This is a genomic window from Geotalea toluenoxydans JCM 15764 (assembly GCF_001311985.1).
Lineage (GTDB): Bacteria > Desulfobacterota > Desulfuromonadia > Geobacterales > Geobacteraceae > Geotalea > Geotalea toluenoxydans.
Genome location: NZ_BBCJ01000003.1, coordinates 161,854 through 186,858, shown reverse-complemented (window position 1 = coordinate 186,858; position 25,005 = coordinate 161,854). Strand labels below are relative to the sequence as shown.

At 53.9% G+C, this 25,005-nt stretch carries 39 protein-coding genes and 1 pseudogene; all 40 read left to right on the top strand.

Going from position 1 to position 25,005, the window contains the following annotated elements:
- Window positions 1–927: UDP-N-acetyl glucosamine 2-epimerase (locus tag JCM15764_RS03200; RefSeq protein WP_054692527.1), on the top strand; the 927-nt coding region annotated here is incomplete at its 5' end.
- A 54-nt stretch (window positions 928–981) separates the two neighbouring features.
- Entirely contained in the window at window positions 982–2,229 is a 1,248-nt protein-coding gene (locus tag JCM15764_RS03195) for a glycosyltransferase (RefSeq protein WP_054692523.1), read from the top strand.
- 63 nt (window positions 2,230–2,292) lie between these two features.
- Window positions 2,293–3,060, top strand: coding sequence for a glycosyltransferase (locus JCM15764_RS03190; RefSeq protein ID WP_054692521.1), 768 nt, complete (start codon window positions 2,293–2,295; stop codon window positions 3,058–3,060).
- 20 nt (window positions 3,061–3,080) lie between these two features.
- Window positions 3,081–3,413 carry a glycosyltransferase family protein gene (locus JCM15764_RS03185; RefSeq protein ID WP_054692519.1) on the top strand — a complete coding sequence of 111 codons (333 nt, stop codon included), beginning with the start codon at window positions 3,081–3,083 and terminating at the stop codon, window positions 3,411–3,413.
- Window positions 3,394–3,735 carry a hypothetical protein gene (locus JCM15764_RS03180; RefSeq protein WP_054692516.1) on the top strand — a complete coding sequence of 114 codons (342 nt, stop codon included), beginning with the start codon at window positions 3,394–3,396 and terminating at the stop codon, window positions 3,733–3,735. The genes JCM15764_RS03185 and JCM15764_RS03180 overlap by 20 nt, the downstream gene beginning before the upstream one ends.
- On the top strand, window positions 3,693–4,259 hold the full coding sequence (locus JCM15764_RS03175) for a glycosyltransferase family 2 protein (RefSeq protein WP_054692513.1): 567 nt from the start codon (window positions 3,693–3,695) through the stop codon (window positions 4,257–4,259). Before JCM15764_RS03180 ends, JCM15764_RS03175 begins: the two co-directional genes overlap by 43 nt.
- Window positions 4,259–4,972: a glycosyltransferase family 2 protein gene (locus JCM15764_RS03170; protein ID WP_054692510.1), complete on the top strand. Its 714-nt coding sequence runs from the start codon at window positions 4,259–4,261 to the stop codon at window positions 4,970–4,972. Before JCM15764_RS03175 ends, JCM15764_RS03170 begins: the two co-directional genes overlap by 1 nt.
- Window positions 4,969–5,784, top strand: coding sequence for a glycosyltransferase family 2 protein (locus JCM15764_RS03165; protein ID WP_054692507.1), 816 nt, complete (start codon window positions 4,969–4,971; stop codon window positions 5,782–5,784). The genes JCM15764_RS03170 and JCM15764_RS03165 overlap by 4 nt, the downstream gene beginning before the upstream one ends.
- Window positions 5,785–5,980: 196 nt before the next feature.
- Window positions 5,981–6,868 carry a hypothetical protein gene (locus JCM15764_RS03160; protein WP_243688247.1) on the top strand — a complete coding sequence of 296 codons (888 nt, stop codon included), beginning with the start codon at window positions 5,981–5,983 and terminating at the stop codon, window positions 6,866–6,868.
- Window positions 6,869–6,954: 86 nt separating this feature from the next.
- Window positions 6,955–7,410 carry a hypothetical protein gene (locus tag JCM15764_RS03155; RefSeq protein WP_243688246.1) on the top strand — a complete coding sequence of 152 codons (456 nt, stop codon included), beginning with the start codon at window positions 6,955–6,957 and terminating at the stop codon, window positions 7,408–7,410.
- On the top strand, window positions 7,335–7,799 hold the full coding sequence (locus JCM15764_RS03150) for a tetratricopeptide repeat protein (protein WP_243688245.1): 465 nt from the start codon (window positions 7,335–7,337) through the stop codon (window positions 7,797–7,799). The genes JCM15764_RS03155 and JCM15764_RS03150 overlap by 76 nt, the downstream gene beginning before the upstream one ends.
- Before the next feature lie 145 nt (window positions 7,800–7,944).
- Window positions 7,945–8,658, top strand: coding sequence for a glycosyltransferase family 2 protein (locus JCM15764_RS03145; protein ID WP_054692494.1), 714 nt, complete (start codon window positions 7,945–7,947; stop codon window positions 8,656–8,658).
- A 3-nt stretch (window positions 8,659–8,661) separates the two neighbouring features.
- Window positions 8,662–9,021 (top strand): DUF2304 domain-containing protein, encoded by a 360-nt coding sequence (locus JCM15764_RS03140; RefSeq protein ID WP_054692491.1) that lies wholly within the window; start codon window positions 8,662–8,664, stop codon window positions 9,019–9,021.
- 87 nt (window positions 9,022–9,108) lie between these two features.
- Complete coding sequence (locus JCM15764_RS03135; RefSeq protein ID WP_243688244.1) at window positions 9,109–9,777, top strand: winged helix-turn-helix transcriptional regulator; 669 nt, start codon at window positions 9,109–9,111, stop codon at window positions 9,775–9,777.
- Complete coding sequence (gene rfbF, locus JCM15764_RS03130) at window positions 9,774–10,544, top strand: glucose-1-phosphate cytidylyltransferase (protein WP_054692488.1); 771 nt, start codon at window positions 9,774–9,776, stop codon at window positions 10,542–10,544. The genes JCM15764_RS03135 and rfbF overlap by 4 nt, the downstream gene beginning before the upstream one ends.
- A gap of 34 nt (window positions 10,545–10,578) precedes the next feature.
- Window positions 10,579–11,205, top strand: coding sequence for a CDP-glucose 4,6-dehydratase (gene rfbG / locus JCM15764_RS29250; RefSeq protein ID WP_243688243.1), 627 nt, complete (start codon window positions 10,579–10,581; stop codon window positions 11,203–11,205).
- Window positions 11,133–11,480: a Rossmann-fold NAD(P)-binding domain-containing protein gene (locus JCM15764_RS29245; protein WP_243688242.1), complete on the top strand. Its 348-nt coding sequence runs from the start codon at window positions 11,133–11,135 to the stop codon at window positions 11,478–11,480. Before rfbG ends, JCM15764_RS29245 begins: the two co-directional genes overlap by 73 nt.
- A gap of 195 nt (window positions 11,481–11,675) precedes the next feature.
- Window positions 11,676–12,011 carry a DegT/DnrJ/EryC1/StrS family aminotransferase gene (locus tag JCM15764_RS29240; protein ID WP_279384231.1) on the top strand — a complete coding sequence of 112 codons (336 nt, stop codon included), beginning with the start codon at window positions 11,676–11,678 and terminating at the stop codon, window positions 12,009–12,011.
- Complete coding sequence (locus tag JCM15764_RS29235; RefSeq protein ID WP_279384230.1) at window positions 12,005–12,367, top strand: DegT/DnrJ/EryC1/StrS family aminotransferase; 363 nt, start codon at window positions 12,005–12,007, stop codon at window positions 12,365–12,367. The genes JCM15764_RS29240 and JCM15764_RS29235 overlap by 7 nt, the downstream gene beginning before the upstream one ends.
- Window positions 12,364–13,023 carry a DegT/DnrJ/EryC1/StrS family aminotransferase gene (locus JCM15764_RS29230; protein WP_279384229.1) on the top strand — a complete coding sequence of 220 codons (660 nt, stop codon included), beginning with the start codon at window positions 12,364–12,366 and terminating at the stop codon, window positions 13,021–13,023. Before JCM15764_RS29235 ends, JCM15764_RS29230 begins: the two co-directional genes overlap by 4 nt.
- Complete coding sequence (locus JCM15764_RS03115) at window positions 13,020–13,919, top strand: NAD-dependent epimerase/dehydratase family protein (protein ID WP_054692485.1); 900 nt, start codon at window positions 13,020–13,022, stop codon at window positions 13,917–13,919. The genes JCM15764_RS29230 and JCM15764_RS03115 overlap by 4 nt, the downstream gene beginning before the upstream one ends.
- The gene (locus tag JCM15764_RS03110) at window positions 13,920–14,948 is read left to right on the top strand and encodes a GDP-mannose 4,6-dehydratase (RefSeq protein ID WP_054692482.1); all 1,029 of its coding nucleotides are present in this window, start codon (window positions 13,920–13,922) and stop codon (window positions 14,946–14,948) included.
- 14 nt (window positions 14,949–14,962) lie between these two features.
- Window positions 14,963–16,219 carry an MATE family efflux transporter gene (locus JCM15764_RS03105; RefSeq protein ID WP_243688241.1) on the top strand — a complete coding sequence of 419 codons (1,257 nt, stop codon included), beginning with the start codon at window positions 14,963–14,965 and terminating at the stop codon, window positions 16,217–16,219.
- Between the two features lie 40 nt (window positions 16,220–16,259).
- Window positions 16,260–17,279, top strand: coding sequence for a glycosyltransferase family 2 protein (locus JCM15764_RS03100; RefSeq protein ID WP_054692476.1), 1,020 nt, complete (start codon window positions 16,260–16,262; stop codon window positions 17,277–17,279).
- A 2-nt stretch (window positions 17,280–17,281) separates the two neighbouring features.
- Window positions 17,282–18,076: a glycosyltransferase family 2 protein gene (locus tag JCM15764_RS03095; RefSeq protein ID WP_054692472.1), complete on the top strand. Its 795-nt coding sequence runs from the start codon at window positions 17,282–17,284 to the stop codon at window positions 18,074–18,076.
- Window positions 18,073–18,285, top strand: coding sequence for a hypothetical protein (locus JCM15764_RS03090; RefSeq protein ID WP_054692469.1), 213 nt, complete (start codon window positions 18,073–18,075; stop codon window positions 18,283–18,285). Before JCM15764_RS03095 ends, JCM15764_RS03090 begins: the two co-directional genes overlap by 4 nt.
- Window positions 18,282–18,605, top strand: coding sequence for a hypothetical protein (locus JCM15764_RS03085; protein ID WP_054692466.1), 324 nt, complete (start codon window positions 18,282–18,284; stop codon window positions 18,603–18,605). Before JCM15764_RS03090 ends, JCM15764_RS03085 begins: the two co-directional genes overlap by 4 nt.
- Before the next feature lie 32 nt (window positions 18,606–18,637).
- Window positions 18,638–19,333 carry a glycosyltransferase family 9 protein gene (locus tag JCM15764_RS03080; protein WP_243688240.1) on the top strand — a complete coding sequence of 232 codons (696 nt, stop codon included), beginning with the start codon at window positions 18,638–18,640 and terminating at the stop codon, window positions 19,331–19,333.
- A gap of 139 nt (window positions 19,334–19,472) precedes the next feature.
- Window positions 19,473–20,219: a methyltransferase domain-containing protein gene (locus tag JCM15764_RS03075; RefSeq protein ID WP_243688239.1), complete on the top strand. Its 747-nt coding sequence runs from the start codon at window positions 19,473–19,475 to the stop codon at window positions 20,217–20,219.
- Window positions 20,209–20,679, top strand: a complete 471-nt coding sequence (locus JCM15764_RS03070; protein WP_243688238.1) for a glycosyltransferase — start codon at window positions 20,209–20,211, stop codon at window positions 20,677–20,679. The genes JCM15764_RS03075 and JCM15764_RS03070 overlap by 11 nt, the downstream gene beginning before the upstream one ends.
- The gene (locus tag JCM15764_RS03065; RefSeq protein ID WP_054692456.1) at window positions 20,676–21,116 is read left to right on the top strand and encodes a glycosyltransferase family protein; all 441 of its coding nucleotides are present in this window, start codon (window positions 20,676–20,678) and stop codon (window positions 21,114–21,116) included. The genes JCM15764_RS03070 and JCM15764_RS03065 overlap by 4 nt, the downstream gene beginning before the upstream one ends.
- Entirely contained in the window at window positions 21,113–21,727 is a 615-nt protein-coding gene (locus tag JCM15764_RS21435) for a glycosyltransferase family 2 protein (protein ID WP_243688237.1), read from the top strand. The genes JCM15764_RS03065 and JCM15764_RS21435 overlap by 4 nt, the downstream gene beginning before the upstream one ends.
- Window positions 21,616–22,098 (top strand): glycosyltransferase family 2 protein, encoded by a 483-nt coding sequence (locus JCM15764_RS21430; protein WP_243688250.1) that lies wholly within the window; start codon window positions 21,616–21,618, stop codon window positions 22,096–22,098. The genes JCM15764_RS21435 and JCM15764_RS21430 overlap by 112 nt, the downstream gene beginning before the upstream one ends.
- Before the next feature lie 99 nt (window positions 22,099–22,197).
- Complete coding sequence (locus tag JCM15764_RS03055; protein WP_054692453.1) at window positions 22,198–22,524, top strand: hypothetical protein; 327 nt, start codon at window positions 22,198–22,200, stop codon at window positions 22,522–22,524.
- Window positions 22,521–22,709, top strand: a pseudogene (locus JCM15764_RS27725) (glycosyltransferase); the annotation flags it as partial. The gene JCM15764_RS03055 and the pseudogene JCM15764_RS27725, both read left to right, overlap by 4 nt.
- Window positions 22,634–23,125 carry a glycosyltransferase family 4 protein gene (locus JCM15764_RS03050; protein ID WP_369412227.1) on the top strand — a complete coding sequence of 164 codons (492 nt, stop codon included), beginning with the start codon at window positions 22,634–22,636 and terminating at the stop codon, window positions 23,123–23,125. The pseudogene JCM15764_RS27725 and the gene JCM15764_RS03050, both read left to right, overlap by 76 nt.
- A complete protein-coding gene (locus JCM15764_RS03045) occupies window positions 23,122–23,895 on the top strand; it encodes an SDR family NAD(P)-dependent oxidoreductase (protein WP_243688235.1) in 774 nt (257 codons plus the stop codon). Before JCM15764_RS03050 ends, JCM15764_RS03045 begins: the two co-directional genes overlap by 4 nt.
- Window positions 23,895–24,104, top strand: coding sequence for an NAD-dependent epimerase/dehydratase family protein (locus JCM15764_RS21425; RefSeq protein WP_243688234.1), 210 nt, complete (start codon window positions 23,895–23,897; stop codon window positions 24,102–24,104). The genes JCM15764_RS03045 and JCM15764_RS21425 overlap by 1 nt, the downstream gene beginning before the upstream one ends.
- Window positions 24,105–24,175: 71 nt before the next feature.
- Complete coding sequence (locus tag JCM15764_RS21420) at window positions 24,176–24,565, top strand: hypothetical protein (RefSeq protein ID WP_243688233.1); 390 nt, start codon at window positions 24,176–24,178, stop codon at window positions 24,563–24,565.
- Window positions 24,529–24,999 carry a hypothetical protein gene (locus tag JCM15764_RS21415; RefSeq protein ID WP_243688232.1) on the top strand — a complete coding sequence of 157 codons (471 nt, stop codon included), beginning with the start codon at window positions 24,529–24,531 and terminating at the stop codon, window positions 24,997–24,999. The genes JCM15764_RS21420 and JCM15764_RS21415 overlap by 37 nt, the downstream gene beginning before the upstream one ends.
- Window positions 25,000–25,005: the final 6 nt, after the last annotated feature.

Below are 25,005 nucleotides of genomic sequence, written 5' to 3'. Positions count from 1 at the left end.
GCACAGACCATCGGCAATGTCATCGCTAAATTCGACGAAGTGCTGGCTAGTGAAAAGCCCGATGCCATGCTTGTTCTGGGGGATACCAACAGCAGCCTTGCCGTCATCGCAGCCAAAAGACGAAAAATCCCCATTTTCCACATGGAAGCCGGAAACCGGTGTTTTGATCAGCGGGTACCGGAGGAGATCAACCGCAAGATCGTCGATCACACGAGCGATATCAATCTGGTATTCTCTGAACATGCCCGGCGGTATTTGCTGGCCGAAGGGGTTCGCCCGGAAACAGTCATAAAAACCGGCTCGCCAATGCAGGAGGTGCTGGCTTTTTACCAGCCGAAAATAGAAGCGTCGGACGTTTTGTCGCGGCTGGAATTGAAGCCATCTGCTTATGTTGTAGTGAGCGCCCATCGGGAGGAGAATGTCGATAGCGAGCAAAATTTTGCCGATCTCCTGGAAGCACTGAATGCTATTGCCGACCGTTACCAGATGCCGGTCATCGTCTCCACCCATCCCCGAACACGGAAGCGGCTGGAAGCATTAAACATCACCGTGCAGGACCCTCGAATACGCTTCCTTAAGCCACTTGGCTTCCTGGATTATGTGAAGCTGCAGAAAAATGCCTTCTGCGTAGTGTCAGACAGTGGGACCATCACTGAAGAATCCTCCATCCTTGGATTTCCGGCGATCACTATTCGCCAGGCCCACGAGCGGCCGGAAGGGATGGACGAAACTACCCTGATCATGAGTGGCCTCAAACCAGACGCCGTGCTCTCCTCCATCGATGTTGCCACCGCCCACTATGCAGGCTGCAGTCACCCCTTCAAGACACTTGTTGATTATGATACCGAGAACGTCTCCCGCAAGGTCCTCCGAATAATCATGAGTTACACGGAATATGTCAACAGAACGGTATGGTTTAAGAGTTAAAATTGAAAAGTGCAACCAAACAGTTCTATGTTAACTTGATGCACAGAGGGCGGAATGCTTGAACTGATGGTGTATCGCCTGCGTGAACGTCTGAACCGGGTTGCGCCGGTCCGGTATCTGTACGTGTTCTGTACGCTGCTGGCAGGTGAAGGTTTTGGCCCAACCTGGAAAGCCATAAAGCGCAAACTGCATGTGCTGCGCCTGGCGGTGGTACGGCCAAAGGACCGGCAGGACCTGTCCGCGATTCTGGAACTGCACCGTAATCAGCCCGTCATCGTCTACCCTCCCGTCATCAATTGGCACATACCCCTGTTCCAGAGACCCCAGCAGTTGGCCAAGGCCCTGGCTGGTCAGGGACTCCTCTATTTCTACTGTACCGATAATTGCCTTTACGATGATGTCCAAGGTTTTGAACAGCTTGCCCCTAACCTCTATCTAACCAACAGATTGTCACTGTTGCAGCGGCTGCCAGGCCGTAAGATCCTGCATCTTTATTCGACTGATTATCAGACCACACCGGGAGATATACGGCGGGAGCTCGCCCAGGGAAGTCTGATTATCTATGAGTATGTGGATGAACTGAACGACAAGCTTGCCGGTTTTCGCATCCCCAGTTACACCTACGAAAAGCACCGGCTGCTGCTTGCGGATGAGCGCTGTATTGTGGTGGCCACGGCGGACCTCCTGTACCGGGAGGTTGTCTTCTGCCGTTCCCGGAATTGCGCCCTTGTGACCAACGGCGTGGACTACACCCATTTTGCCGTATCCCGCCGTGGCAAGGCTGTTCCCCAATGCCTGGAACCGGCCGTATCCGCCGGCCGGCCACTGATCGGCTATATGGGCGCATTGGCCAGTTGGTTCGACTATGAGCTGGTAAGACGCATTGCCAGGGAACGGCCCGATTATACGGTGGTGCTCATTGGCTTTGACTACGATGGCACGTTGGAAAGGCACCGGCTTGACTCTCTGCCGAACTTGATCTTTACTGGCCCCGTGCCTTATCAGCGGCTACCCGAGTACACCTGCTGGTTCGATGTGGCAACCATCCCTTTCCTGCTCAATGACATTACCGAGTCAACCTCCCCCATCAAGCTTTTCGAGTATATGGCCATGGGGCACCCCATTGTCACCACCGGGATGCCCGAGTGCCGAAAGTATCGCTCGGTGCTGGTGGGTGAAAACCATGATGACTTCATTGCCAAAATCGGTCATGCGCTGACGCTGCGTGAAGATGCAGTCTATAAACAGCTTCTGCAAATGGAAGCCCTTGAAAATACCTGGGACGCAAGGCAGGAGTCATAGCCGACCTCATCAGGAAAAATTTCGAACACCCATGCGGCAATTGACCGGTAAACTGGCTATTTCATGAAAAAAATTCTCTACCTCATGCATCTCCCCTGGGGCTGGATCAAACAGAGACCCCATTTTATCGCCGAAGGGCTGACCGATCATTATCCTGTTGATGCGGTTTACCGTTTTTACCGGGTCCCTTTCGAAGGGAAATTGGTTAAAAATGTATCATTGCCGGGGCTTTCCCTCACCCCGCTGGTTATTCTTCCCTTCAACAGACTCGCGCCGGTTGCGGCAATAAACGCCTGGATCCTCAGGCTATACCTCAAGGGAAAGATCGGTGGTTACGACGTCGTCTGGATCAGCCATCCGGAGATGTATGAGGCGGTTGCGCAGATAATCCCTGCGGGTGCTCAGGTGGTGTACGACTGTATGGACAACCACCCGGCCTTTGACCTGGCCCGGCGCAATCCGTCCTGGAGCCGCCGCATGCTGGCTGCCGAAGGGAAACTTCTTGAGCGGAGCGACACCATTTTTGCCTCCTCCGAGAGCCTTAAAAAAACGCTCATGGAGCGCTATGGCCTCAATAAAGAGATCAACGTGGTCAACAACGGCATTCACCTGGAGGATGAAGGTGCCGGCCAGGTACTGCCACCTGCTGTCGATGCTGCACTGGCCAGCCCACATATGAAGCTTGTCTACATAGGAACCGTAGCCTCATGGCTGGATGTGGAGCTTCTCGTCAAGACCGTAGAGCGGCATCGGGAGGTAGTGATCCTGCTGATCGGGCCTTGCGAGATAAGCTTACCGGCCATGAGCGCATCCTCCACTTGGGACCAGTAGTCCATCGGCAGATTTATACGGTGATGGATAAAGCAGATGCCCTGATCATGCCCTTCACGGTCAATGAGCTGGTTCTTGGTGTGGACCCGGTGAAACTCTACGAATATGTTTACAGCGGCAAGCCCGCCATCGCCGTCCGCTACCCGGAAAGCGAGAGATTCGGCGATTATGTACACCTCTACCGGGGTATGGACGAGTATCTCTCCCTGGTTGATCGCCTGATCAGGGGAGAACTGGGGGCAAAAAAAAACCAATGCGATTGCGTCGCCTTTGCCAGGTCTAATACCTGGGAAGAGCGTGTTAAGAAGATCGTATTGAATATTGAGGGGGCTGGTGAAAGAGTGCCTGAATGACATATTGGCGGTGGAAGTTATTTATCGCCGCAAGCTGGCTGACACCGAGACTTTTTCTTCCCTGTCACACTCTTTGGAAAAGCTGGGCGGCTGCCTCGAACTACTGGTCTATGACAACAGCCCCGAGCCAATGGAACCGGCCCATCATGATTACCCGGCATGGCGCATTCAATATGTGCATGACGCTGGGAACCCCGGCGTTAGCAAGGCCTATAACGAGGCTACCGCCTTGCCCGGCAGCTCGGCAAAAAGTGGCTTTTGCTGCTGGACCAGGATACCGTGTTTCCGGAGGATGCCCTTGCCGTTTACTGCCAAGGGATAGAAAAATGCCCTCAGGTTTCCCTCTTCGCTCCGGTGCTGAAAGCCGGTGAAGTAATCTGTTCCCCCTGCCGCTATCTCATGCGGACCGGCTTTCATCCAAAAACGGTCAGAACAGGGATTCAGATGCTGCAGGGCAGGGCGGTGCTCAATAGCGGCATGTTGGTCAGGGGCGATGTCTTTGGACGCTGCGGCGGCTTTAACGAGCGGATCAGGCTTGATTTTGCCGATTTTGCTTTCAACAACAGGTTGCGCAGGCACCATGAAACCTTTTGCGTGCTGCCCATTCAGTGCCGCCACGGTTTCTCCGGAACGGGAGCGGTGAGCCGCCCTGATGCCCTGAGGCGGTTTGAGCTGTTCCGGGAAGGGGCAGCAAATTCTGTCGAGAGTTTTACCGATGGTGTGCTTTACAGCCTGGTTGTGCTGAAGCGCTGTATTCGCCTGACGGTCGAGTTTCGCTCCTTTTGTTTTATTAAAAGCTTGCTTGAGATGAACAATAAGAGGTTGAATAGGAAGAAGGACGATTAATGCGCATTTCCGTCTGTATGGCGACCCATAATGGGGAAAGGTTCATCAGGCACCAGCTGGAGTCGATACTTTGCCAGCTGTCCGCAGATGATGAACTGATAATTTCCGATGATTCTTCCACTGATGGAACCGTTGGAATTATCAATGGTTTTGGTGACTCGCGCATCCGCCTTTTCCGGGATAACACCTTCTATAGCCCCATCTTTAATTTCGAGAATGCCCTGAAGCAGGCCGGCGGGGATGTGATCGTCCTTGCTGACCAAGACGATGTCTGGCTTGACAACAAAGTGGCGGTGATCAGAAAGAAGTTTGCGGCAAAGCCCCATCGTTACTATCTGATCGCCCTGGACGGTTATGTGGTCGATGAGAACGAGGCTATCATCAGTGACTCCATCTTCGCGCGGCTGAATGCCGGGAAAGGTTTCTGGAAAAACATCTTCAACAACCGTTACCTGGGATGTTGCCTTGCATTTTCAAGGGAAATGCTGGAAATAGCCCTCCCTTTTCCCCGCCGGATTCCCATGCATGACATGTGGCTCGGGCAATTGTGCGAACTGGCCGGAGAGACGGAGTTCGTGGAAGAAAAAACCATTCTCTACCGGAAGCACGGAGCAAGCCTGACCGAATTCAAGATCCGGTTTATGCCGGTTACCCAGATCGAGCGCCGTATGTTTTTACTCTATTACCTCCTGTCCAGAAAGCACAAACCATGACCAGCAAGCCAGAGACGACGCCGTTTCAACCGCAGATGTCCATTGTCATGCCTTGCTTTCAGCAGGTTGCATTTCTTGAGGAGGCAGTGCGTTCGGTGCTTGAACAGCCGGTGGATGTTGAACTGCTGGTCATGGATCCCGGCTCCACCGACGGTTCCAGAGAACTTCTGCAATCATTGAAGGGAGAATTCGGCGAGCGGCTGATTTTGCACTTCGCTCCCGACAGGGGGCAGTCCGATGCCATCAATCGCGGCATGGGCGTGGCGCGGGGACGCATCCTGGCATGGCTCAATTCCGATGACCGGCTGCGCCCGGGGGCGTTGGCCAAGGTGGCGTCATGTCTTTCCGGGGATGTGCCGGGCTGGATCTATGGCCGGGCCGGCATGATCGATGGCGAAGGGCGTCCCGCTTCAAGTCTCATCGTCAGATATAAAAACTGGCGCGGGCGCCGTTTTACACCATTCAAGCTGCTGACCGAGAACTTCATCCCCCAGATGTCCACCTTCTGGACCAGATCGCTGTGGCTGCAGGCTGGAGAATTGAACCTGGAGAAGGAACTGGACATGGACTACGACCTCTGGTTCCGCTTTGCCCGCATAGTTTCGCCTCGGGTCGTCCACGAGATCCTGGCGGATTTCAGAATTCACGGAGAGGCCAAGGGGAGCGTAAGGGCCTACGAGCAGCTTCTGGCCGCTTATGCCACTGCCCGATCCCATGCCTCCGAATACAAGATCAGGGGAAAAATTGCTCTGGCTGTACATTTGTTGTGCAGTTGGCGCACCAGAATTCTGTATTACTTTTTGAAGCCTTGACACCTCTTAGCAATGGTTTGGAACACATTAATGCACCTATACATTAACCCATAATCGTGCTATTGATGGCTGCATACGATGAACGACAAAGAGCACAGGGACGCGACAGATGAGTGCATCTTGGCTGAACGGTAAGATACCCGCTTTCTTTTTTGGAAGGATACGACACACTGCTGTTGTTCACGGCATGATACTGATGCTCGTGGGTTTTTTTGCCTACGCCAATACCTTCGACGCCCAGTTCAATTTCGACGACGTACCGGCGATTCTCGGCAATCCCACTGTCAGGAGTGCGGAATCAGTGACCGATCCGCTGGCGATACGGGGGAACAGGGCGGTGGGAAATTTCAGCTTTGCCCTGAATTACAAGATTGCCGCCGAGCTCACGGGAGACGGCTTTTCCGTCCGCGGCTATCATTATTTCAACCTTGCTGTCCATCTTGCCAATGCTTTGCTGGTCTATCTGCTGGTGATCCTGACTATCCGGAGGTCCACATCAGGGGAAAGCAGTGAGTGGCGGGGCAGGGGGATCGCTTTTTTGGCCGCTCTCCTTTTCGTCAGCCATCCGTTGCAGACCCAGGCTGTGACCTATATCGTCCAGCGATTCACCTCCCTGGCCACAACCTTTTACCTCTTGTCACTGGTCTGCTACATATTCGCTCGCAGCCAGCGGGGTGACTCAACAGGCGGCCACAGGTTGAAGGCTGCCGTATTTTGGGCACTCTCAATCGTCCTGGCGGCACTGGCAATGGGAACCAAGGAAATTGCCATCACCCTTCCATTTACGATCATCCTCTATGAATTCCTTTTTTTCAGGGGAAGCATCGTCAAACGTTTATTGGCAGCCGGCGCCTTTCTTCTCACCCTGATCATCGTTCCGCTCAGCATCATCGGTGCATCCGGCGGACATTTCATGGACAGGATCGCGGCTTTAACGAAAGTGCAGACGGCCATGCCCCGGCTGGACTACCTGTTCACCCAGTTCAAGGTCGTAGCGACCTATCTGAGGCTGCTTTTTTTCCCGGCCGGACAGAACCTTGAGTACGACTTCCCCGTTTCCCATTCCTTTTTCGAGGGGGAGTGATTCTTTCTTTCCTGCTGCTGCTGGCTTTGTTTTGTCTTGGCGTCTATTTTCTTTATCGTTCGAAGTTCGAGGTTCGAAGTTCGAGGTTGGAAGTTGGCCAAGCGTATTCACCAGTCACCAATCACCAATCACCAATCACCAATCACCGCCTCATCGCCTTCGGCATCTTCTGGTTTTTCATAACCTTGTCGGTCGAATCCAGCTTCATCCCCATTGTGGATGTCATCTTCGAGCATCGCGTCTATCTGCCGTCGGTGGGCTTCTTCATCGCCGTTGCCACCCTGATCGTCCTAGGGGTAGAAAAGCTTTCCCTGGGGAGGCCCAGAGCTGCCAATGGTCTGCTGGTAGCCATGCTGCTGCTGTCCTGCGTGCTGGCGCTGCTTACCTTCAACCGCAACCGGGTCTGGGCCGACGAGATAACCCTCTGGGAGGATGTGGCCGCCAAATCGCCGAACCTCTCCAGGCCATGGAACAACCTGGCTACGCCTATCTCAAGCATCGCCAGCCGAAAAAGGCCATCCCGGCCCTCATTACCTCCATAACCATTTCTCCCGGTTCTCCAGATGCCTGGAACAACATCGGCATGGCTCTCTCGCAGCTTGGCAGCTATACCGGGCGTTTCAGTCCTACTTATGAACTGTTCGACATGAGTGCCGGCATCACCTCGACCTATCAGAGCGAGTGGTTTGCCCTGGCTTACAACAATCTCGGCCTGGCCTACGATTCAATGGGGCAAGTCAATGAATCCATCGAGAACTTCCAGAAGGCGATCTCCATGAACCCGCGCCTGGCTCAGGCCTATTACAATCTGGGACTGGCCTTTCTTGCCATGAAAGACAAAGGGCAGGCCGCAGACCAGTATCGAATGTTGAGATCCCTCGATCCGGAACTGGCGGCGAAGCTGCGGGAAGCGGTGATTGGTGATTGGTAAATCGGTGATTGGTGAATAGTGATTGGTGAATAGTGATTGGTGAATAGTGATTGGTGAATAGTGATTGGTGAATAGTGATTGGTGAATAGTGAACTTCGAACTCCGAACCTCGAACTTCGAACTTCGAACAGAAGTTAGGACTGTAATGGCAAAAACGATTGTTGTAATACCGGCATATAATGAGGGTGGTGTCATTGCCGGCGTCATCGAGAAGGTGCGTAAAGTCGTCCCTGATTTGGACATCCTTGTCGTCAACGACGGTTCCCGGGATCGTACCGCCAGAGAGGCCAAGGATGCCGGGGCCATCGTAATCTCCCATTCATTCAATATGGGTTATGGGGTGACGATCCAGACTGCTTATAAATTTGCCTATGCAAACGGATATGATTACCTGGTGCAGATAGATGGGGATGGCCAGCATGATCCAGGCTTCATTCCGCACCTTCTCGCTCCTGTTGTCTCCGGGGATACCGACTTTGTCCTCGGCTCCCGTTTCATGGGGGTCGAGAGCTATCGCCCGTCGTTTTCCCGCCGGCTGGGGATACTTTTCTTCCGCAAGCTCGTTTCCAACCTCATCGGCCGTTCCATAACCGACCCCACCTCCGGATACCAGGCCTTCAACCGGGAAGTGATGCGGTTCTTTACCACCGACGTCTTCCCGTGCGACTATCCCGATGCCGACATGCTCATTACCCTGAATCTGTCAGGCTTCCGCATCAGGGAGATTCCCGTGCGCATGTATGCCAACACCTCGGGTAAAACCATGCACAACGGCTTCAAGCCCCTTTACTACATGTTCAAGATGTGTCTGTCCATTTTCGTCACCCTATTGCGGAACCGGCAACTGTACCGGAGGTAGAACATGCCGTTGAAACAGCAGATTTTTGCTATCATTGTCAGTCTTCTGGTTTTTGTCCTGACCATAGATATGGTGCGAAAGAAGCGGCTGAGGGAGGAATATTCCCTGCTTTGGCTCATCACTAGCGTCTCCATGTTTATCTTGGTCATAAAGTACGACTGGCTAGTGGCGCTTACCCACCTGATAGGGGCAGGGCTTCCCACCTCCACCCTATTCCTGGGGTCGATCATATTTCTCATTCTTCTGGCAGTGCAATTTTCCATAAAAATATCAAAACTTTCCGATCAGTTGAAAGACCTTGTTCAAGATAATGCACTGATGCGTCATGAGTTTGAAAAGCTTAAAAAAGAACGGGGGGAGTGAACTCATAGGCATCCCATGGACTGTCCAGTGGCGGTTGAGATAAATTTTTAATTGCTAATCTTTGCTGTTTCCTGTAGTGTTCACTGCATGAACGATCAAGACGAGAAGACCCTGGACAGCTACCGTGCCCTGCGGTTGATGGCCGAAATAGCAACAGAGGAACCCATCTCCCAAAGAGAACTGTCCAGTCGCCTCGGCATTGCCCTGGGGCTCGTCAATTCCTACCTGAAAAACCTGGTCAGCAAGGGTTTCGTAAGGGTAAAGAACTTCCCCCGAAATCGTTACGCCTACCTCCTTACCCCACAGGGAATAGCCGAAAAAAGCCGCCTTGCCTACCAGCACCTTGGTTATTTTTCCAGCCTTTATACCATTGCCCGCCAGGACTACCTGGCATTGTTCAGGAGCCTTCATGGCCAGGGTGTCAGGAGCGTCGCTTTTTGCGGCGTCGATGAGGTAGCCGAGATCGCCTACCTTTCCCTGCGTGAAATAGGATTAGAACTGGCGGCAGTCATGGATGACGATGCGGCCGGAAAGATTTTTTTCGATAAACAGGTGGCGACGCTGGCCATGGGACTTTTGTCGGGCAATCATCGCATCGTCATTACGTCCATAAAAAAAGGTGAAGCGCTGCGGCAGGAGCTGCTGCGGCTGGGTGCTGAACCGGCATTGATCCTGATGAACGGCGGGGGGGCGCATGATGACCCGAAAGGGCCGGCCAAACCTAAGCATTCGAAGGAGCAGGGAGCGAGGCAATGAAAGTGGTTATTCTGGCAGGAGGACTCGGCACACGGCTCAGCGAGGAAACGTCACTGCGGCCGAAGCCCATGGTTGAAATCGGCGGCAAGCCGATCCTCTGGCATATCATGAAGATCTATTCCCACTACGGCTTTAATGACTTTATTATTTGCCTCGGCTTCAAGGGGTACATGATCAAGGAGTACTTCTCCAATTATTTTCTCCATATGAGCGATGTCACCTTCGATATGCGCAATAACAGCATGGAGGTGCATCAGCAGTACGCCGAACCCTGGCGGGTGACCTTGGTAGACACAGGGGCGGAAACCATGACCGGTGGGCGGGTGAAACGGGTGGCACCATACGTGGGGGATGAAACCTTCATGCTCACTTACGGCGATGGGGTAGCCAATGTGGATATCGCGCGGCTGGTTGCTTTCCATCAGCAGCATGGCCAACTGGCAACCGTCACTTCAACCCAGCCGTCCGGGCGTTTCGGGGCACTTTCCTTCGGCGCCGGAGACCGGGTGACCTCATTCATGGAAAAGCCTGCCGGTGATGGCAACTGGATCAATGGCGGTTTCTTCGTATTGGAGCCTAAGATTATCAACTATATCCCCGGCGACGCAACCTTGTTCGAACGTGAGCCGTTGGAAGGTCTGGCCCGCGATGGCGAACTGGTTGCCTATAAACACGAAGGGTTCTGGCAGCCGATGGATACCCTGAGGGATAAACATTACCTGGAAGAACTCTGGAACAGTGGCAAGGCGCCATGGAAGGTATGGTAGCATTCCGTAAGGCGTAAAGGGTGAGGGGTGAGGCGTGAATTCTAATTCATTCTGGCGGGGCAAACGGGTTTTCGTGACGGGGCATACCGGATTCAAAGGCTCCTGGCTCTCCATTTGGCTGCACAGGCTGGGGGCTCAAGTGACCGGCTACGCCCTGGAGCCTCCGACCGACCCAAGCCTGTTTGACCTGGCACGAGTTGGCGAATTGGTCACTTCGATCACTGCCGATGTACGGGACTTGGCACGGTTGCAGGTGGAAATGACCAAGGCCTCGCCGGAGATCGTCATTCACATGGCTGCACAGCCGTTGGTCCGGGATTCGTACAAGATACCGGTGGAGACTTATGCTGTCAACGTTATGGGGACCGTTCATCTGCTGGAAGCGGTGCGCCATTGCCCGAGCGTGCGCGCGGTAGTGAACGTCACCACCGATAAGTGTTACGAAAACAAGGAATGGGCTTGGGGCTATCGGGAAAACGAACCGATGGGGGGGTATGACCCCTATTCCAACAGCAAGGGATGCTCGGAACTGGTCACGGCAGCCTATCGCAACTCCTACTTCGTCAATCGGAAATGCAACGGCGCAGCGTGGCCACGGCCCGTGCCGGCAACGTCATCGGAGGGGGAGACTGGGCAAACGACCGGCTTATTCCGGATGTGATCCGCTCCATTCTTGCAGCTGAGCCGGTTAAAATCCGCAACCCCCACGCAATCCGTCCATGGCAGCATGTGCTGGAGCCCCTTTCCGGGTATCTCCTGCTGGCTGAGAAGCTCCATGAAGTGGGACCACGATTCGCGGAGGGATGGAATTTCGGCCCCCGTGATGAGGATGCCAAGCCTGTGGAATGGCTGGTGCAGAGGCTCTGCAACGGATGGGGACAAGCGCCCGATATGTGCTGGATGAGGGTGAACATCCCCACGAGGCCCACTACCTGAAGCTGGATTGTTCCAAAGCCAAGGCCGAACTGGATGGCGGCCTCGCTGGAATCTGGAGCGGACCCTGGACAGTATCGTCGAGTGGACGCGCGGCTATCTGGAAAAAAGAGACCTGCGGGAAGTTTGCCTGCAGCAGATTGAGGAGTACGTAAAGGTTCCGGGGAAACCTGACGCACCTTAAGGAAAGGATAGATTGTGGAAGAGGGAAAGAAAGAGGAAAAAGTTCTGCGCGAGCAGGTGATTCAGGCTGCAATCAAATACTACGAGTTCAAACATAAGGGCAGCCAAAGATTTTTCCCCGGCAACCGCATTCCCTATGCCGGACGTGTTTTCGACGAGAAGGAAATTGCCAACCTTGTGGACTCGTCTCTCGACTTCTGGCTGACCACTGGCAGATATGCCGAAAGGTTCGAGCGGGAATTTGCCGAGTTTCTCGGCATCCAGCACTGTTCCCTGACCAACTCCGGCTCTTCTGCAAATCTGCTGGCATTGATGGCATTGACTCGCCAAAGCTCGGGGAAAGAATGTTGAAACCGGGCGACGAAATAATCACGGTTGCTGCCGGCTTTCCCACAACCGTTGCCCCCGCCATTCAATATGGTGCAGTCCCGGTCTTCGTGGATGTGGAACTTCCCACCTACAATATTGATTGCACTCAGTTGGAACAGGCACTGTCCGGGAGTACCAAAGGGGTGATGGTCGCCCACACTCTGGGGAATCCCTTTGATCTCCAAGCGGTCAAATCCTTCTGTGACAGACATAACCTCTGGCTCATCGAGGACAACTGCGATGCCTTGGGCTCCCGTTATTTGTATAACGGCGAATGCGTTACACTGGAACAATCGGCCACCTTGGCACTTCGAGTTTTTATCCGCCCCACCACATGACCATGGGTGAAGGAGGGGCCGTCTATACCAATGACACCACCCTGAAAAGGCTGGTCGAATCCTTCCGTGATTGGGGGCGGGACTGCTGGTGCCCCTCGGGGCGGGACAATACCTGCGGCAACCGCTTTACCCAGCAGTTCGGTGAACTACCCCACGGCTACGATCACAAGTATGTCTACTCCCATTTCGGCTACAATCTGAAGGTGACCGACATGCAGGCGGCCATCGGCTGTGCCCAGCTAGAGAAGCTCAGTGGCTTCATTGCGGCGAGGAAGAAAAATTGGGCGCAGTTGCGGGAAAACCTGGCAGAGCTGGCGGATATCTTCGTCCTTCCCGAGGCGACGGCAAACTCCGACCCATCCTGGTTCGGATTCCTGCTTACGGTAAGGGAGCAAGCCCGGTTTTCCCGCGACGAGATCGTCAATCACCTGGAGATGAAAGGCATTCAGACCAGAATGCTCTTTGCCGGCAATCTCATAAAACATCCCTGTTTCGATGGGATGCGAAGCAGCGGTAAGGGATACAGGGTCGTCGGCAGCCTGGAGAATACCGACAGGATCATGCGCGACACCTTCTGGGTCGGTGTCTATCCGGGAATGACCGAGGATATGATCGGCTACATGAGCGATACGATCCGGGGTTACTGTACCAAATGAAGATATTGATTACCGGTGCTACCGGCTTCCTGGGAAGCCGTCTCCTGCGGACGCTTCTCCATGAGGGGCATGATCTGACCATTCTGAAGAGGAGTTGTTCCGACACCCGCCGGATTCACGATATCCTTTCCCAGATCAAGGCCTACAATCTGGATACATGCGGCTCTGAGCAGATTTTCACAACAGCGGGTACCTTTGACACCATAATTCATACCGCCACCTGTTACGGCCGGGCCGGTGAATCTGCAGCAGAGATACTGGAAGCCAATGTCGTTTTCCCGCTCAGGCTGCTGCAGGCTGCCTCCTCATCCTGCACGACTACTTTTCTGAATACCGATTCCAGCTTGGCACCGAATCTGAATTTTTATGCCCTGTCGAAAAAACAATTTAGAGATTGGGGCGAGATGTTCGCGAGACGCGGAAGCATCCGCTTCGTCAACATCAAGCTGGAGCATTTCTTCGGCGCCGGTGATGACGACAGCAAGTTTATCACCCATATCATCAGAAGCTGTTTGCAGAATGTTCCCGATTTGCAGCTGACACCGGGGGAACAGCGGCGGGATTTCATTCATATTGAAGATGTCTGCTCTGCCTACCTGCTGTTGCTCCAAAAAGCAGTCGCCTGTGGGGAAAGCTTCCAAGAGTTCGAGCTCGGCTTGGGCAATCCCGTTACCATACGTGAGATAGTCGAGATGATCCATCGCTTGACCGGCTCCAGTACCACCCTCAATTTCGGAGGGGTTCCCTACAGGGAAAATGAGGTAATGGAGTCCGGGGCCGATGTTTCCGCTCTTGCCGCACTGGGCTGGACTCCCAAGATACGCCTGCCGGACGGCATCCGGCAGACCATCGAGCTGGAGAGAACCAACCAATTCGCTCTGAAAGGAAAAGACTAAATGAAACTGTTGATTACCGGCGGCTGCGGATTCCTCGGGAGTAACCTGGCGGCTCACGCCATTGGCCGTGGGGATGACCTGGTGGTGTTCGACAGCCTCTACCGGGCGGGTTCCGTCGACAACCTGGCCTGGCTGAAGGGGCAGGGGCGTTTCCGTCATGTGCATGGCGATATCCGCAATGTGAACGACATTACCCGGCTGATTCGGGAATTTTGCCCGGACGCCGTATTCCACTTGGCCGGACAGGTTGCGATGACGACCTCCATTGCCAATCCCCGGATGGATTTCGAAGTGAACGTGATGGGGAGTCATAATCTCCTGGAAGCGGTCCGCCTGTACTGCCCGGAGGCGGCGGTACTTTACTCGTCAACCAACAAGGTTTACGGCGACCTGGAACAGTATGGCTATGAAGAGACCCCGACCCGCTACGTCTGTACCGATCGGCCGCGCGGATTCGATGAGACCACCCCCTTGGAGTTCCATTCTCCCTATGGGTGCTCGAAAGGCGCAGCGGATCAATATATGCTCGACTATGCCCGGATTTTTGGTTTGAATACGGTTGTCTTTCGGCATTCATCCATGTATGGAGGCAGGCAATTCGCCACCTACGACCAGGGTTGGGTCGGCTGGTTCTGCCAGAAAGCGGTCGAAAGCAAAAGAGGTGTCCTTGACGAGCCGTTCACCATTTCCGGCAATGGAAAGCAGGTGCGAGATCTGTTGCACGCCGACGATATGAGAGCTCTTTATTTCAAAGCCTTGGGAGCTATTGAAATCGCTCGTGGACAAGTTTTCAATATCGGCGGCGGCATCGACAACAGTCTATCCCTGCTGGAGCTTTTTTCCCTGCTGGAAGAACTGCTTGATGTGAAGCTGAATTATACCAAGCTACCACCACGGGAAAGTGACCAACGGGTTTTTGTTGCCGATGTTGCCAAGGCCGAGCAGGTGCTGGGCTGGTCACCGCAGGTGTCCTCACGGGATGGGGTGAAGCGGATGGTCGAATGGGTTGGTGGCATTGTCGGGAGTTAAGGGGTAGAGGTCCATTGAGAAAAATCCCGACACACATGCTTGTTGCCGGTAGTGCATGGGCTGGTCGCGTCATTAGTGCGGTCGCAGGCCTGGTCACTATTCGCCTTTTGACCAACGGTTTAGGTATGGAGCGATATGCAGCATATGCCGTTTTGAGTGGCCTACAGGGGTGGTATCTGCTGTGTGATTTAGGGGTGGGGATAAGCCTGCAAAATCATATCTCAGAACGTCGGGCACGGGAACAGGACTATGTTGATTTGATCTGGGCAGCGGCATTGGTCGCCATCTCTTTGCTGTTTGTCACCATCACGGCACTTTACTTTATCAGTCCCTTCATTGCTCCAAAGATATTGAACAGCTTTGTATTTCTTTCGGAAAGTGAGAAGACCCGGCAGTTCTTTACCGTGGGAGCGCTCTCCATCATGATTGGAATCGGCAGCATTGTCTATAAGATCTGGTATGCGGAGCAGAGGGGCTATCTGGCAAATATCATTCCTGCCGTCGGGGCCGTGCTGACCGTCTTAGCAATCCGGAGCATTGTCCGCTCTGGTTTAGGGGGTACGGAAAAACTCCACTGGAGCTTGGTGGCCTCATTTGTGCCCCTTGCCTTATTGCCGGTAGTGGCTTTAGTGGGGAGAGGAGCAGCTTGTTCGGGCCAACGTCTCAACCGAGAATTGCTCCGACCTCTGATAAAGCGTGCCCTGAAGTTCTGGTTCTTTGGTCTTATGGCTGCAGGGGTCTTGCAAATCGATTATGTTGTAATGTCGCAATTTTTGAAGCCGGATGAAATTGTCATTTATAACCTGAGCACCAAGATATTTAATATTGCCTTCTTTATCTATGCTGCTCTTCTTGCGGCTGTTTGGCCGGTCTGTGCCGAGGCCATTGCACGGAACGAGTGGCCCAGGGTAAAGAAGTACCTTCGGGATTACAATTTGGCGGGGATCTGCTTCATTTGCATGATAACTGCTGCCTTGATCTTGCTTATGCCCTGGTTAGTTCATCTTCTTTCACCGAAGCAGCATCTGGTAGTCCCCACATTGTTCATCGTTGGGCTTGGCTGCTATTTTGCTATTCGCGTCTGGAGCGATACCTTTGCCATGGTGCTGCAGAGTATGAGTTTCCTGCGGCCATTTTGGATTATTGTGCCGCTTCAGGCTGCACTGAGTGTGTCCCTGCAATGGTTGCTGATTCCCCAGTACAGGATATTCGGTGTGATTATGGGCTTATGGGATCCTTTATCCTTACTGTTAGCTGGGCATTGCCCGTAGTGCTTTATCGCCGTATGAAAACTGCCCGGATGGAGGCTTGATGAGCATCCAATTATCAATCTGCATTCCCACACACAACCGCGCCGGTTTTTTAGACGAAGCCATTGCCAGTATAGCATCCCAGGTCAGCGATGATATGGTGGGAGCTGTGGAACTCTGCATAAGTGACAATGCCTCTCTGGACAATACCGAACAGCTTGTGGATTCATGGCGCCAACGATTGAAGATCCCGATCATGTACCGCAAAAATGAACGGAACTTGGGTGCTGATGCAAACTACCTCCGCAGCATCGAGATGGCGGAAGGCGAATTTTGCTGGTTTCTTGGAAGCGATGACCGTATTGAACCGGGTGGAATCGAAAAAGTCTTGGATTCCATTGTAAAGTACCGGGATGCGGGGATTTTTGTTTTCCTTCGCCACGATTATAATTTTGATTTCACTCAACGGATAACGCCCTTAGGAAATCCTCTGATTGATGATCTCAAGGGTGATTTCCTGTTCCCAGACACGCGGGAAGCGTTGTACATGGTGACTCATGCCCTGGGTTATTTATCGATTCTTGTATTCAAAAAGGAATGCTGGGACGCTATTGATGGCTATCAACCTTTCATCGGATCTGCTTACGTGCATGTTTTTAAGCTTCTGGCGATGATGAAGAAAGGTGCCCAAGTCATGTTCGTTAGGCAGGAGGTGGTTGGGTGGCGGGCCGGCAATGACAGCTTTGGAGAAGAGCTGAAACTGTTTGGCCGCATCAGGATTGATGTGGAAGGCTTTGATTGGATCGGGGCAGCGGTGTTTGGCGACTTCTCAGCAGAACATCGGGCGATCATCAACAGGGTCCTGCAGGTACAAGGGAAGCAGTTGGTGTATCATCTGAAATACTCTGCACCGACCGCTCTTATACAATGGAAAGTGCTCTGGTTATATCTGCGGCATTACTGGCGGTTTTGCCGGTTCTGGCGGGAGATATTTCCGCTACTTGTGGTGCCGGCTAGCGTCTTAAGCTTTGCGAAAAGGATATTTCGCAGCATTGTTCCCAAAAAGGGGCAGGCACTCTAGGTATGCGACTTTCCATCTGTATCCCCACATATAACCGAGCGGTTTTCCTCGATGAGCTATTGGCAAGCATTGCTTCACAGGTTTCAATCGAGCACACACCCTTACTGGAGGTCTGTGTCAGTGATAATGCTTCCACTGATGACACCGCTGCAGTTGTGGCGCGCTGGCAGAGCCATCTGCCGGTCAATCTGGTCTACCACAAAAACAGTGAAAATCTGGGCGCTGACAGGAACTATCTGCAAGCAGTTGCCATTGCCTCAGGTGATTTTTGCTGGCTGATGGGAAGCGACGACCGGCTGGAGCCGGGTGCCATAGATGTCCTGCTGGCAAGGATCGACGACAACTCCGATCTCAATGTTGCCATCCTGTCGCGCAACTACTACGATTGCAGTTTTGGAAGCCTATTGCCGATCCGGCAGCCGTTAAGGCGGGCATTCACCAATGATGTCCGTTTCTCCGGCGCTCGACAGGCAATCGATCATATCACCTATGAACTGGGCTATCTTTCGGTGTTGGTTTTCCGGCGTGCATGCTGGCTGCAGGTGGCGGGCCACGAAGAATTCATAGGTTCTGCCTACGTGCACGTTTACAAGCTGTTGGCTATGATCCGCGATTGCAGCGGTGCTGTCATGTATTTGAGCAGGCCGCTGGTCGGCTGGCGGGCCAACAACGACTCTTTCCTGAATGAGTTGAAGTACCTTGCAGGATCAGGATCGACGTTCTCGGCTATGACCGGATTGCTGCACGACTCTTCGGCACAGGCTCCCCAGAGTATCGGAGCATCGTTAACCAGGTGATCGGCACCCACCTGCGGGGATATGCTGAGGATATACATACGGCACGGCGGGGGCTGCTGGTACGGGTGAGGGTCCTGGGGTTGTACCTGCGGCATTTCTGGGACTTTCCGGCTTGCTGGTTTCGGCTCGTGCCGCTTTTGCTGGCGCCTACCTGGGCTTATCTTTTGCTCAGGCAGTGCAAGCAGGCTCTGCAGGGGGCAGGAAAATGAAACGGACACCGGTTGGTGCGGCCCTTCGGTTTTTGCTGACCATGCCGCTGGATCTGCTGGCCGTTGGCTGCCGGGTACCGGTGCGAACAAAGACGCTGCTGCTGGTACACCTGCACCACATCGGCGATTATATCCTCGTGCGCAACTTGGTCCGCATAATGAAGAGCCACGAGCGTTATGGCGATTACCGGATCACCTTGTGCGCCAACGAGGAGATCCGCCCCCTTGTGGAAAGCTTCGACAGCGATTGTTTCAGTGACTGTATCTGGGTGGAGAGAAAAAAACTGCTGAACAATCTGCCTACCGGTTTAGGTTGTTGAGGGAAATCCGCTGCAGGGGGTTTGAGATTGCAGTGCAACCTGCCTTTTCCCGGGAATTCTATTTCGGTGATGCGATTGTCAGGGCAACAGGGGCAGTGGAACGAATCGGCAGCTCCGGTGGAACAAGCAACATTCCGCTTTGGCAGAAGCGGATCTCCGACGGCTATTATACGCACCTGTTGCCAACGAGTCCCGGGGTCACGTTCGAGTTTCTGCGGAACAAGGAGTTCTTCGAGGCGCTGCTGGGGCAGTTATTGCCGATAACCTGTCCATCTTTTGATGGTGGTTCCGTCCCATTGCCGGAGGAGATTGATCGTCCCTATGCCGTTGTCTTCCCCGGGGCGAGCGTGCCGGCGAAACGTTGGAGGCCCGAGGGCTTCGCTGAGGTTACCCGGCACCTTGCCTCCCGCTATGGGCTGGCGGTAGTTTTGGCGGGGGCTCCCGCTGAACGTATATTAGCGGCGCGGGTGCGCGAACTGGCACCGGGGATCGACCTGGTGGATATGTCCGGACGGACCTCTCTGGCGCAATTAGCCGGATATCTGTCCCGTGCCCGGCTCCTGGTTTCAAACGACACGGTTGCCGTGCATCTTGCAGTTTCGGTGGGCACACCCGTTGTCTATCTGCTCACCGGCGCCATTACGGCAGGTTTGGTCCGTATCCGGCCGAGGTCTTTACCCGGACCCAAGCCCTTTACCCCCCAGGGTTCAAACATGCCGAGTCGGTAACACGTACCGGGGGGGGCGAACAGACATCCGATATAACCACCATCCCGGTGGAAGAAGTCATCATGGCGGTCGATACCCTTCTTGCGCCGTGAAGGGGGGCACTCTGGAACAGACCACATTAGTGGAGGGAGTTAATTTAGTGTCGGCACTAGCAGCAATCAGGCTCAAGATAGCTAAAATACGTCGCCTGCATGGCCTTCGATCCATGCGCAGAAGAGTCGCCTACCGCTATCTGCGAGGTACCGGCATAGAAATCGGCGCCCTGCATAATCCCTTGAAAGTTCCCAGTTCGGCACGGGTCAGGTATGTGGACCGGATGAAGGTGGATGACTTGCGCCGCCATTATCCCGAATTACGGCGGGAAAAACTGGTCCATGTGGATATTGTCGATGACGGCGAACTCCTGGCAACGGTGCCTGACGCTTCACAGGATTTCATTATTGCCAACCACTTCATCGAACATTGCGAAAACCCGCTGCTGGCACTGGACAGCATGCTACGCGTTCTCAGACCTTTGGGGATTCTCTATCTTGCCGTACCCGACAAGCGCTTTACTTTTGACGCAGAGCGTCCGGCTACAACCATCGAACATTTACTGGCTGATTTTGCCTCAGGTGGCGAAGGGTCTCGGAAAGCTCATTACGAGGAATGGGTCCGTCATGTGAGCAAAATAGAGGATGAGGCTGCATGTGTCAAAGAAGTCGAAAAACTCATGGCAATGGAGTACAGCATTCACTTTCACAGCTGGACACAACGAGAGATGTTGGAGATGTTGCTTATGGTGCAGCAGCGTCATCCATTCGATATCGAAACCTTTGTCTTCAATATCGAAGAGAATATCTTTATTATCCGCAAGTCCGACGGGGATGGTCAGGGTGGACGCTGAGACGACCACGATCCGGGCGCAGGAGGTCTGCGCCGTTATCGTTACCTATAATCCCGCTCCGCAGCTTTTGAGAAACATCGCAGCCCTGGCCCCACAGGTGGCGGAGATTGTTATCGTCGACAATGCCTCTGGTACTGAGGGGAGACGGGTCCTGGCCGAGGCGACGAAGCTTGAGGGTGTCAGCCTGATCAGCAACACGGACAACCTGGGTATTGCCGCCGCCCTGAACATGGGGGTGCGCTTCGCCCGCGACCGCGGCTATCCCTGGATTGCCACCTTCGATCAGGACAGCTGTGCGCCAGAGGGCTTTATTGAGGCAATGCTGGCGGCTTTGAATGGCTGCCCCTTCCGCAGTCAGGTCGCTCTGGCCGGCCCACGGTACAAGGACCGGCATACGGCAGAATCAGCAGCTATGCCGAGGGCGATGACGGCCCTTACACTGAAGTTTTTACTACCATGACTTCTGGGAATCTGGTGCGGACAGAGGTCTTTAGCAAGGTCGGCTTTTTTCCGGAAGCTTTCTTCATGGACTGCGTCGACCATGAGTTTTGCCTGCGGCTGCGGAGTAACGGGTACAGAATCATTGAGGTCAGCGATGCGTTGCTGGTGCACAGTTTGGGGCATATGACCCTGCACAGGGCCTTTGGCAGAACCTTCAAGGCATTCAATCACAGTCCGCTGCGCCGGTATTATAATGCCAGGAATCGGATCTTCGTCTACCGGCGGTATGGATTGAAATTTCCCCGTTGGATGCTCAAAGACCTGATGAATTTCGTGCGGGAACTTACCGGTATACTGTTTTTTGAGGCAGAATCACGCGCCAAGATGGGTGCTGTCATTGGTGGGATCATCGACGGCTTTTTGGGCAAAACGGGTAAGTATGGCGGGCGCTTTTGAACCCGCTGGTCTCGGTCATAATCCTGAACTGGAACGGCAGACGATTCCTCAAAGAGTGCCTCGATTCCCTTTTACGACAATCCTATACGGACTTCGAAACCGTTTTGGTGGATAATGGGTCCTCTGATGGCTCCCCTGACTATATCCGTAGAAAGTATCCTGCGGTAAGGGTCGTGGCATTACCGCAGAACATAGGCTTTGCTGCTGGAAACAATGTGGGGCTCGAGCATTGCCGGGGGCAATTCATCGTTACCCTGAATAACGACACCAAGATCTATCCGGAATTTCTTTCGGTGCTGGTCACTGCGGCCCAGGCCAATGAGCGTGTCGGCTTGGTGGCGGCGAAAATGTTGAACTACTATAAACCAGACACCATAGACTCCGTAGGGTTGATGATCGCCAGCAATGGGCTCGGCTACAATAAAGGGATTGCCGAAGTTGACAGCGGGCAGTATAAAGAGCCTGCGCCGGTTTTCGGCCCATGCGGAGGAGCTGCTCTATATCGGCGTGCGATGTTGTCGGAAACCGGTTTTTCGATGGGGATTTTTTTGCCTATTATGAAGATTTTGACCTCGCTTGGAGATGCCGCCTGGCCGGCTGGCAAGCGGTGACCGCACCTGGCGCTGTGGTCTATCATATCCATTCTGCCACCAGCGGCGAGTGGAGCCCTTTCAAGGTATTCCATACCCATCGCAACAAATGGTATGTCATTATCAAAAACTGGCCGACAGCGGTTCTGATACGATACCTGCCTAAGGTGCTTTTTTACGACGTCGCTGCGCTGATACTTGCCGTTATGCGTGGCCAAGGGGTAAGTGCATTGAAGGCGAGACTCGATCTGCCGCGCCATATGCCAACGCTGCTACGGAAAAGAAAAAAGATACAGGGCGGGCAAAAGCTTTCAGACGAACAGGTTATGAACCTGTTCTCCCCTTACGAATCGCCGATCAGGACTTTTATGCGGAAAAAAGGCAGGAAATGATGATATGCCCGAGCCGTAACAAGGGGGCCCGCTGATGAGGTCCTGATAATTGCCAATCAGCGGGAATCCCTCACCGGCGGCGGCACGTACCAGGCCAACGTGCTGCGCGAACTCAGGCGGCGGCACGAGGTGAGGATCTACCAGTCGGAGGCGGATCTTGAGGAGGAGTGGGATATCGCCCACTGTCTGAACCTGAAGCACCTGTCGCCGAAGGTGGCCGCGAAGGTCCGCTGCCCGCTGGTGGTGGACAGCCATGACTATTACTGGGTTCGCTATTACCACTTCTTCTGTCCCGATTTTCCGGTTCGTTTTCTGCTACAGAAATACCGGGCCTTCAAGTATAGAAGGCTATTCACATTTATAGACGGCATCATCTTGCACGGGCGGTACGTCTTTGATCTTTACGATCATCCAACAAGTACCTGAACTTTTACTACGGGCTCGATTACAGTGAGATCAAGACCCGTCCCTGGGAAGAAAAAGAGAACCTGATCCTTTTTGTGGGGGGAGACTTCTTCCGCAAGGGAATCTATCGATTGCTGCGGGCCCTGCCGAAAGTCCTGGAAAAGGTTCCCGATGCAAAACTGATGGTTATCGGCAACGACTACTGGTATGTGAAACTGCTTGCCCGATTTCTGGCCCGTGGCTTCCAGTCCGGTTCATTTACGGCATGCCTCGCGACGAGTTGTACAAAACATACGGCCGTGCAAAGGTTTTCGTTATGTCTTCGGAGATCGAGGCAATACCACTGGTTTCCTCCGAGGCAACCATGGCCGGAGTGCCACCCGTCCTTTCCGATGCGGGGGGGAACCCCGAAATTGTCCTGGATGGGGAGACAGGTTTCATAGTGCCTCTTGACGATTATGACCTGCAAGCTGACCGGATCGTGACCTGCCTGACCGACAGAGAGGTATCCGAACGCTTGGTAGCACGGGGAAGAGAGTTCATTGGCCAATTCACCACCGACAGGATGATGAGCCGACTGGAAGATATATACCTGGATGTGATACGGAAGGGGAAACGGTGAACGGCGATACAGCTTGGTTCTATAAAAGGAAAAAAGTACTCGTTACCGGAGGTCTGGGCTTTATCGGGCTGAATACCTGCTCCCGACTGTTGGAGCTGGGGGCCGAGGTGACGGTGCTGGACAACTTCATGCCCCCTGCCGACAAGATGCTCGATGGAGTTCGTTCCCGACTCAAGATTGCCATTGCGGACATGCGGGATGAGGAGAAGGTGGAGCGTGTCGTACGGGAGCAAGAGGTTATCTTCAACCTTGCAGGGAAATCCGGTGCAGCAGATAGCAATAAAGCGCCTCTCAACGACCTGGACATCAATTGCCGTGGCCACTTGACCATACTTGAGTCCTGCCGGCGCTTCAATCCCAGGGTCACCATAGTATTTCCCAGCAGCCGCCTGGTCTACGGCAAGCCACAGTACTTGCCGGTCGACGAGCGGCATCCCCTTGCGCCGGAATCCATCTATGCCGCTCATAAGCTTGCCGTGGAGAACTATCATCTGATCTATGGCCGTCTTTACGGCATCCATGCCACGGTGCTGCGCATTTCGAACCCCTATGGGCCCTTGCAGGCGGGGGATGCGCGTGCATACGGCATAGCGAACCGATTTATCCAGGCGGCGGTGCGCGGTGAAAAGATCACTCTGTTTGGTCAAGGGGAACAGTGCCGCGATTACCTCTACATCGACGACTTGGTGGAGGCTCTTGTAAAGGCGGGTTGTACTGAAGCTGCCCGCGGCAGAATATACAATATCGGTGATAGTGCCACTGTCACCTGATGGAACTGGCTCAGCTGGCAGTGGCCACTGCGGGGAGGGGAGAAATCGTCACGGTGCCGTGGCCAGAGGAGTATCGAGCCATAGAAACCGGCGATTTCCGCTCCGACATCTCATCGGCCGCCCGGGAGCTGGGATGGCATCCTTCTACCAACATTGCGGAAGGGGTAACACGTACTGTTGCCTATTACAGAGAGGCACTTGCTGATTAGTATGCGAGGTCGCTGGGCGGTCTGGCGGCTCGTGTCTAAAACATCGGATATAGCTGGGGGGTAGCACACCTATGCATAAAGAGAAAAAGGGCATTTTCGAAAAAGACTGGTTCTATGTGGGACTGATGGCGGTGATCGTCATCGCCTTTTGCAACAGGCTGCTCTTTACTGAGCAGATCATCCGCGCTTCGGACGTCATTACCCAGTTTTTCTGGGGGGCGAAAGAGGTTAAAAACCAGCCGCTCGGTGCGTATCTTGCCTCCATTCCCACCCTGTTTCATGCCTCATGGGAGCCACTCATGGACGGCGGTCGGACCCTGGAGGGGGGGTGGAATGCCATAGGCCTTCTTTTCCACCGTTTCCTGATTCAGCATTATTTCCCGTTCCCCTCCAGCATCGCCTGGCTGGCGGTTCTCTCCCTTTTGTGGGGGGGATCGGAACCTATTTTTATTGCCGTCTGATCGGCATCGGCCGTTTTGGCTCCTTTACCGCCGGGCTCATCTTTTCCCTGGGGACGGAGACCGCCTCGCTGATCAATGCCGGGCATATTCAAAAAATTGAAGGAATCAGCTGGCTGCCGTGGGTGCTGTATTTCCTGGAGCGGGCGATCAGGAGCGGCAGGCTGTTCCACTATGCCATGACCTCCCTGATGCTGGCGGTGCAGTTTTTCAACATGCATTGGCAGATATCCTTTTACACCTGCCTGGCGGTTGGCGCTTACTGGTTCTTCCACGTGGGGGAGGCATTCGTTTCTAAAGGAAAGGGATACCTGCCGGCGTTCCGCAAGGATCTTGCCCTTGCTGTGGTCATGGTAATGCTCTTCTTCACCACCATCGCCATGTCCTTTGCCCCTATCTTCAGCTGGTCGCGGCAATCGGAGCGGGGGGGGGGATGAGCCAGG

What these genes read in the sequence shown, in the direction of transcription:
- JCM15764_RS03195 (WP_054692523.1), top strand. Translation starts at nt 982, where the DNA reads ATGCTTGAACTGATGGTGTATCGCCTGCGTGAACGTCTGAACCGGGTT.
- JCM15764_RS03190 (WP_054692521.1), top strand. Translation starts at nt 2,293, where the DNA reads ATGAAAAAAATTCTCTACCTCATGCATCTCCCCTGGGGCTGGATCAAA.
- JCM15764_RS03170 (WP_054692510.1), top strand. Translation starts at nt 4,259, where the DNA reads ATGCGCATTTCCGTCTGTATGGCGACCCATAATGGGGAAAGGTTCATC.
- JCM15764_RS03165 (WP_054692507.1), top strand. Translation starts at nt 4,969, where the DNA reads ATGACCAGCAAGCCAGAGACGACGCCGTTTCAACCGCAGATGTCCATT.
- JCM15764_RS03160 (WP_243688247.1), top strand. Translation starts at nt 5,981, where the DNA reads ATGCTCGTGGGTTTTTTTGCCTACGCCAATACCTTCGACGCCCAGTTC.
- JCM15764_RS03150 (WP_243688245.1), top strand. Translation starts at nt 7,335, where the DNA reads ATGGAACAACCTGGCTACGCCTATCTCAAGCATCGCCAGCCGAAAAAG.
- JCM15764_RS03145 (WP_054692494.1), top strand. Translation starts at nt 7,945, where the DNA reads ATGGCAAAAACGATTGTTGTAATACCGGCATATAATGAGGGTGGTGTC.
- JCM15764_RS03140 (WP_054692491.1), top strand. Translation starts at nt 8,662, where the DNA reads ATGCCGTTGAAACAGCAGATTTTTGCTATCATTGTCAGTCTTCTGGTT.
- JCM15764_RS03135 (WP_243688244.1), top strand. Translation starts at nt 9,109, where the DNA reads ATGAACGATCAAGACGAGAAGACCCTGGACAGCTACCGTGCCCTGCGG.
- rfbF (WP_054692488.1), top strand. Translation starts at nt 9,774, where the DNA reads ATGAAAGTGGTTATTCTGGCAGGAGGACTCGGCACACGGCTCAGCGAG.
- JCM15764_RS29235 (WP_279384230.1), top strand. Translation starts at nt 12,005, where the DNA reads ATGTTGAAACCGGGCGACGAAATAATCACGGTTGCTGCCGGCTTTCCC.
- JCM15764_RS29230 (WP_279384229.1), top strand. Translation starts at nt 12,364, where the DNA reads ATGACCATGGGTGAAGGAGGGGCCGTCTATACCAATGACACCACCCTG.
- JCM15764_RS03115 (WP_054692485.1), top strand. Translation starts at nt 13,020, where the DNA reads ATGAAGATATTGATTACCGGTGCTACCGGCTTCCTGGGAAGCCGTCTC.
- JCM15764_RS03110 (WP_054692482.1), top strand. Translation starts at nt 13,920, where the DNA reads ATGAAACTGTTGATTACCGGCGGCTGCGGATTCCTCGGGAGTAACCTG.
- JCM15764_RS03100 (WP_054692476.1), top strand. Translation starts at nt 16,260, where the DNA reads ATGAGCATCCAATTATCAATCTGCATTCCCACACACAACCGCGCCGGT.
- JCM15764_RS03095 (WP_054692472.1), top strand. Translation starts at nt 17,282, where the DNA reads ATGCGACTTTCCATCTGTATCCCCACATATAACCGAGCGGTTTTCCTC.
- JCM15764_RS03085 (WP_054692466.1), top strand. Translation starts at nt 18,282, where the DNA reads ATGAAACGGACACCGGTTGGTGCGGCCCTTCGGTTTTTGCTGACCATG.
- JCM15764_RS03065 (WP_054692456.1), top strand. Translation starts at nt 20,676, where the DNA reads ATGACTTCTGGGAATCTGGTGCGGACAGAGGTCTTTAGCAAGGTCGGC.
- JCM15764_RS21425 (WP_243688234.1), top strand. Translation starts at nt 23,895, where the DNA reads ATGGAACTGGCTCAGCTGGCAGTGGCCACTGCGGGGAGGGGAGAAATC.
- JCM15764_RS21420 (WP_243688233.1), top strand. Translation starts at nt 24,176, where the DNA reads ATGCATAAAGAGAAAAAGGGCATTTTCGAAAAAGACTGGTTCTATGTG.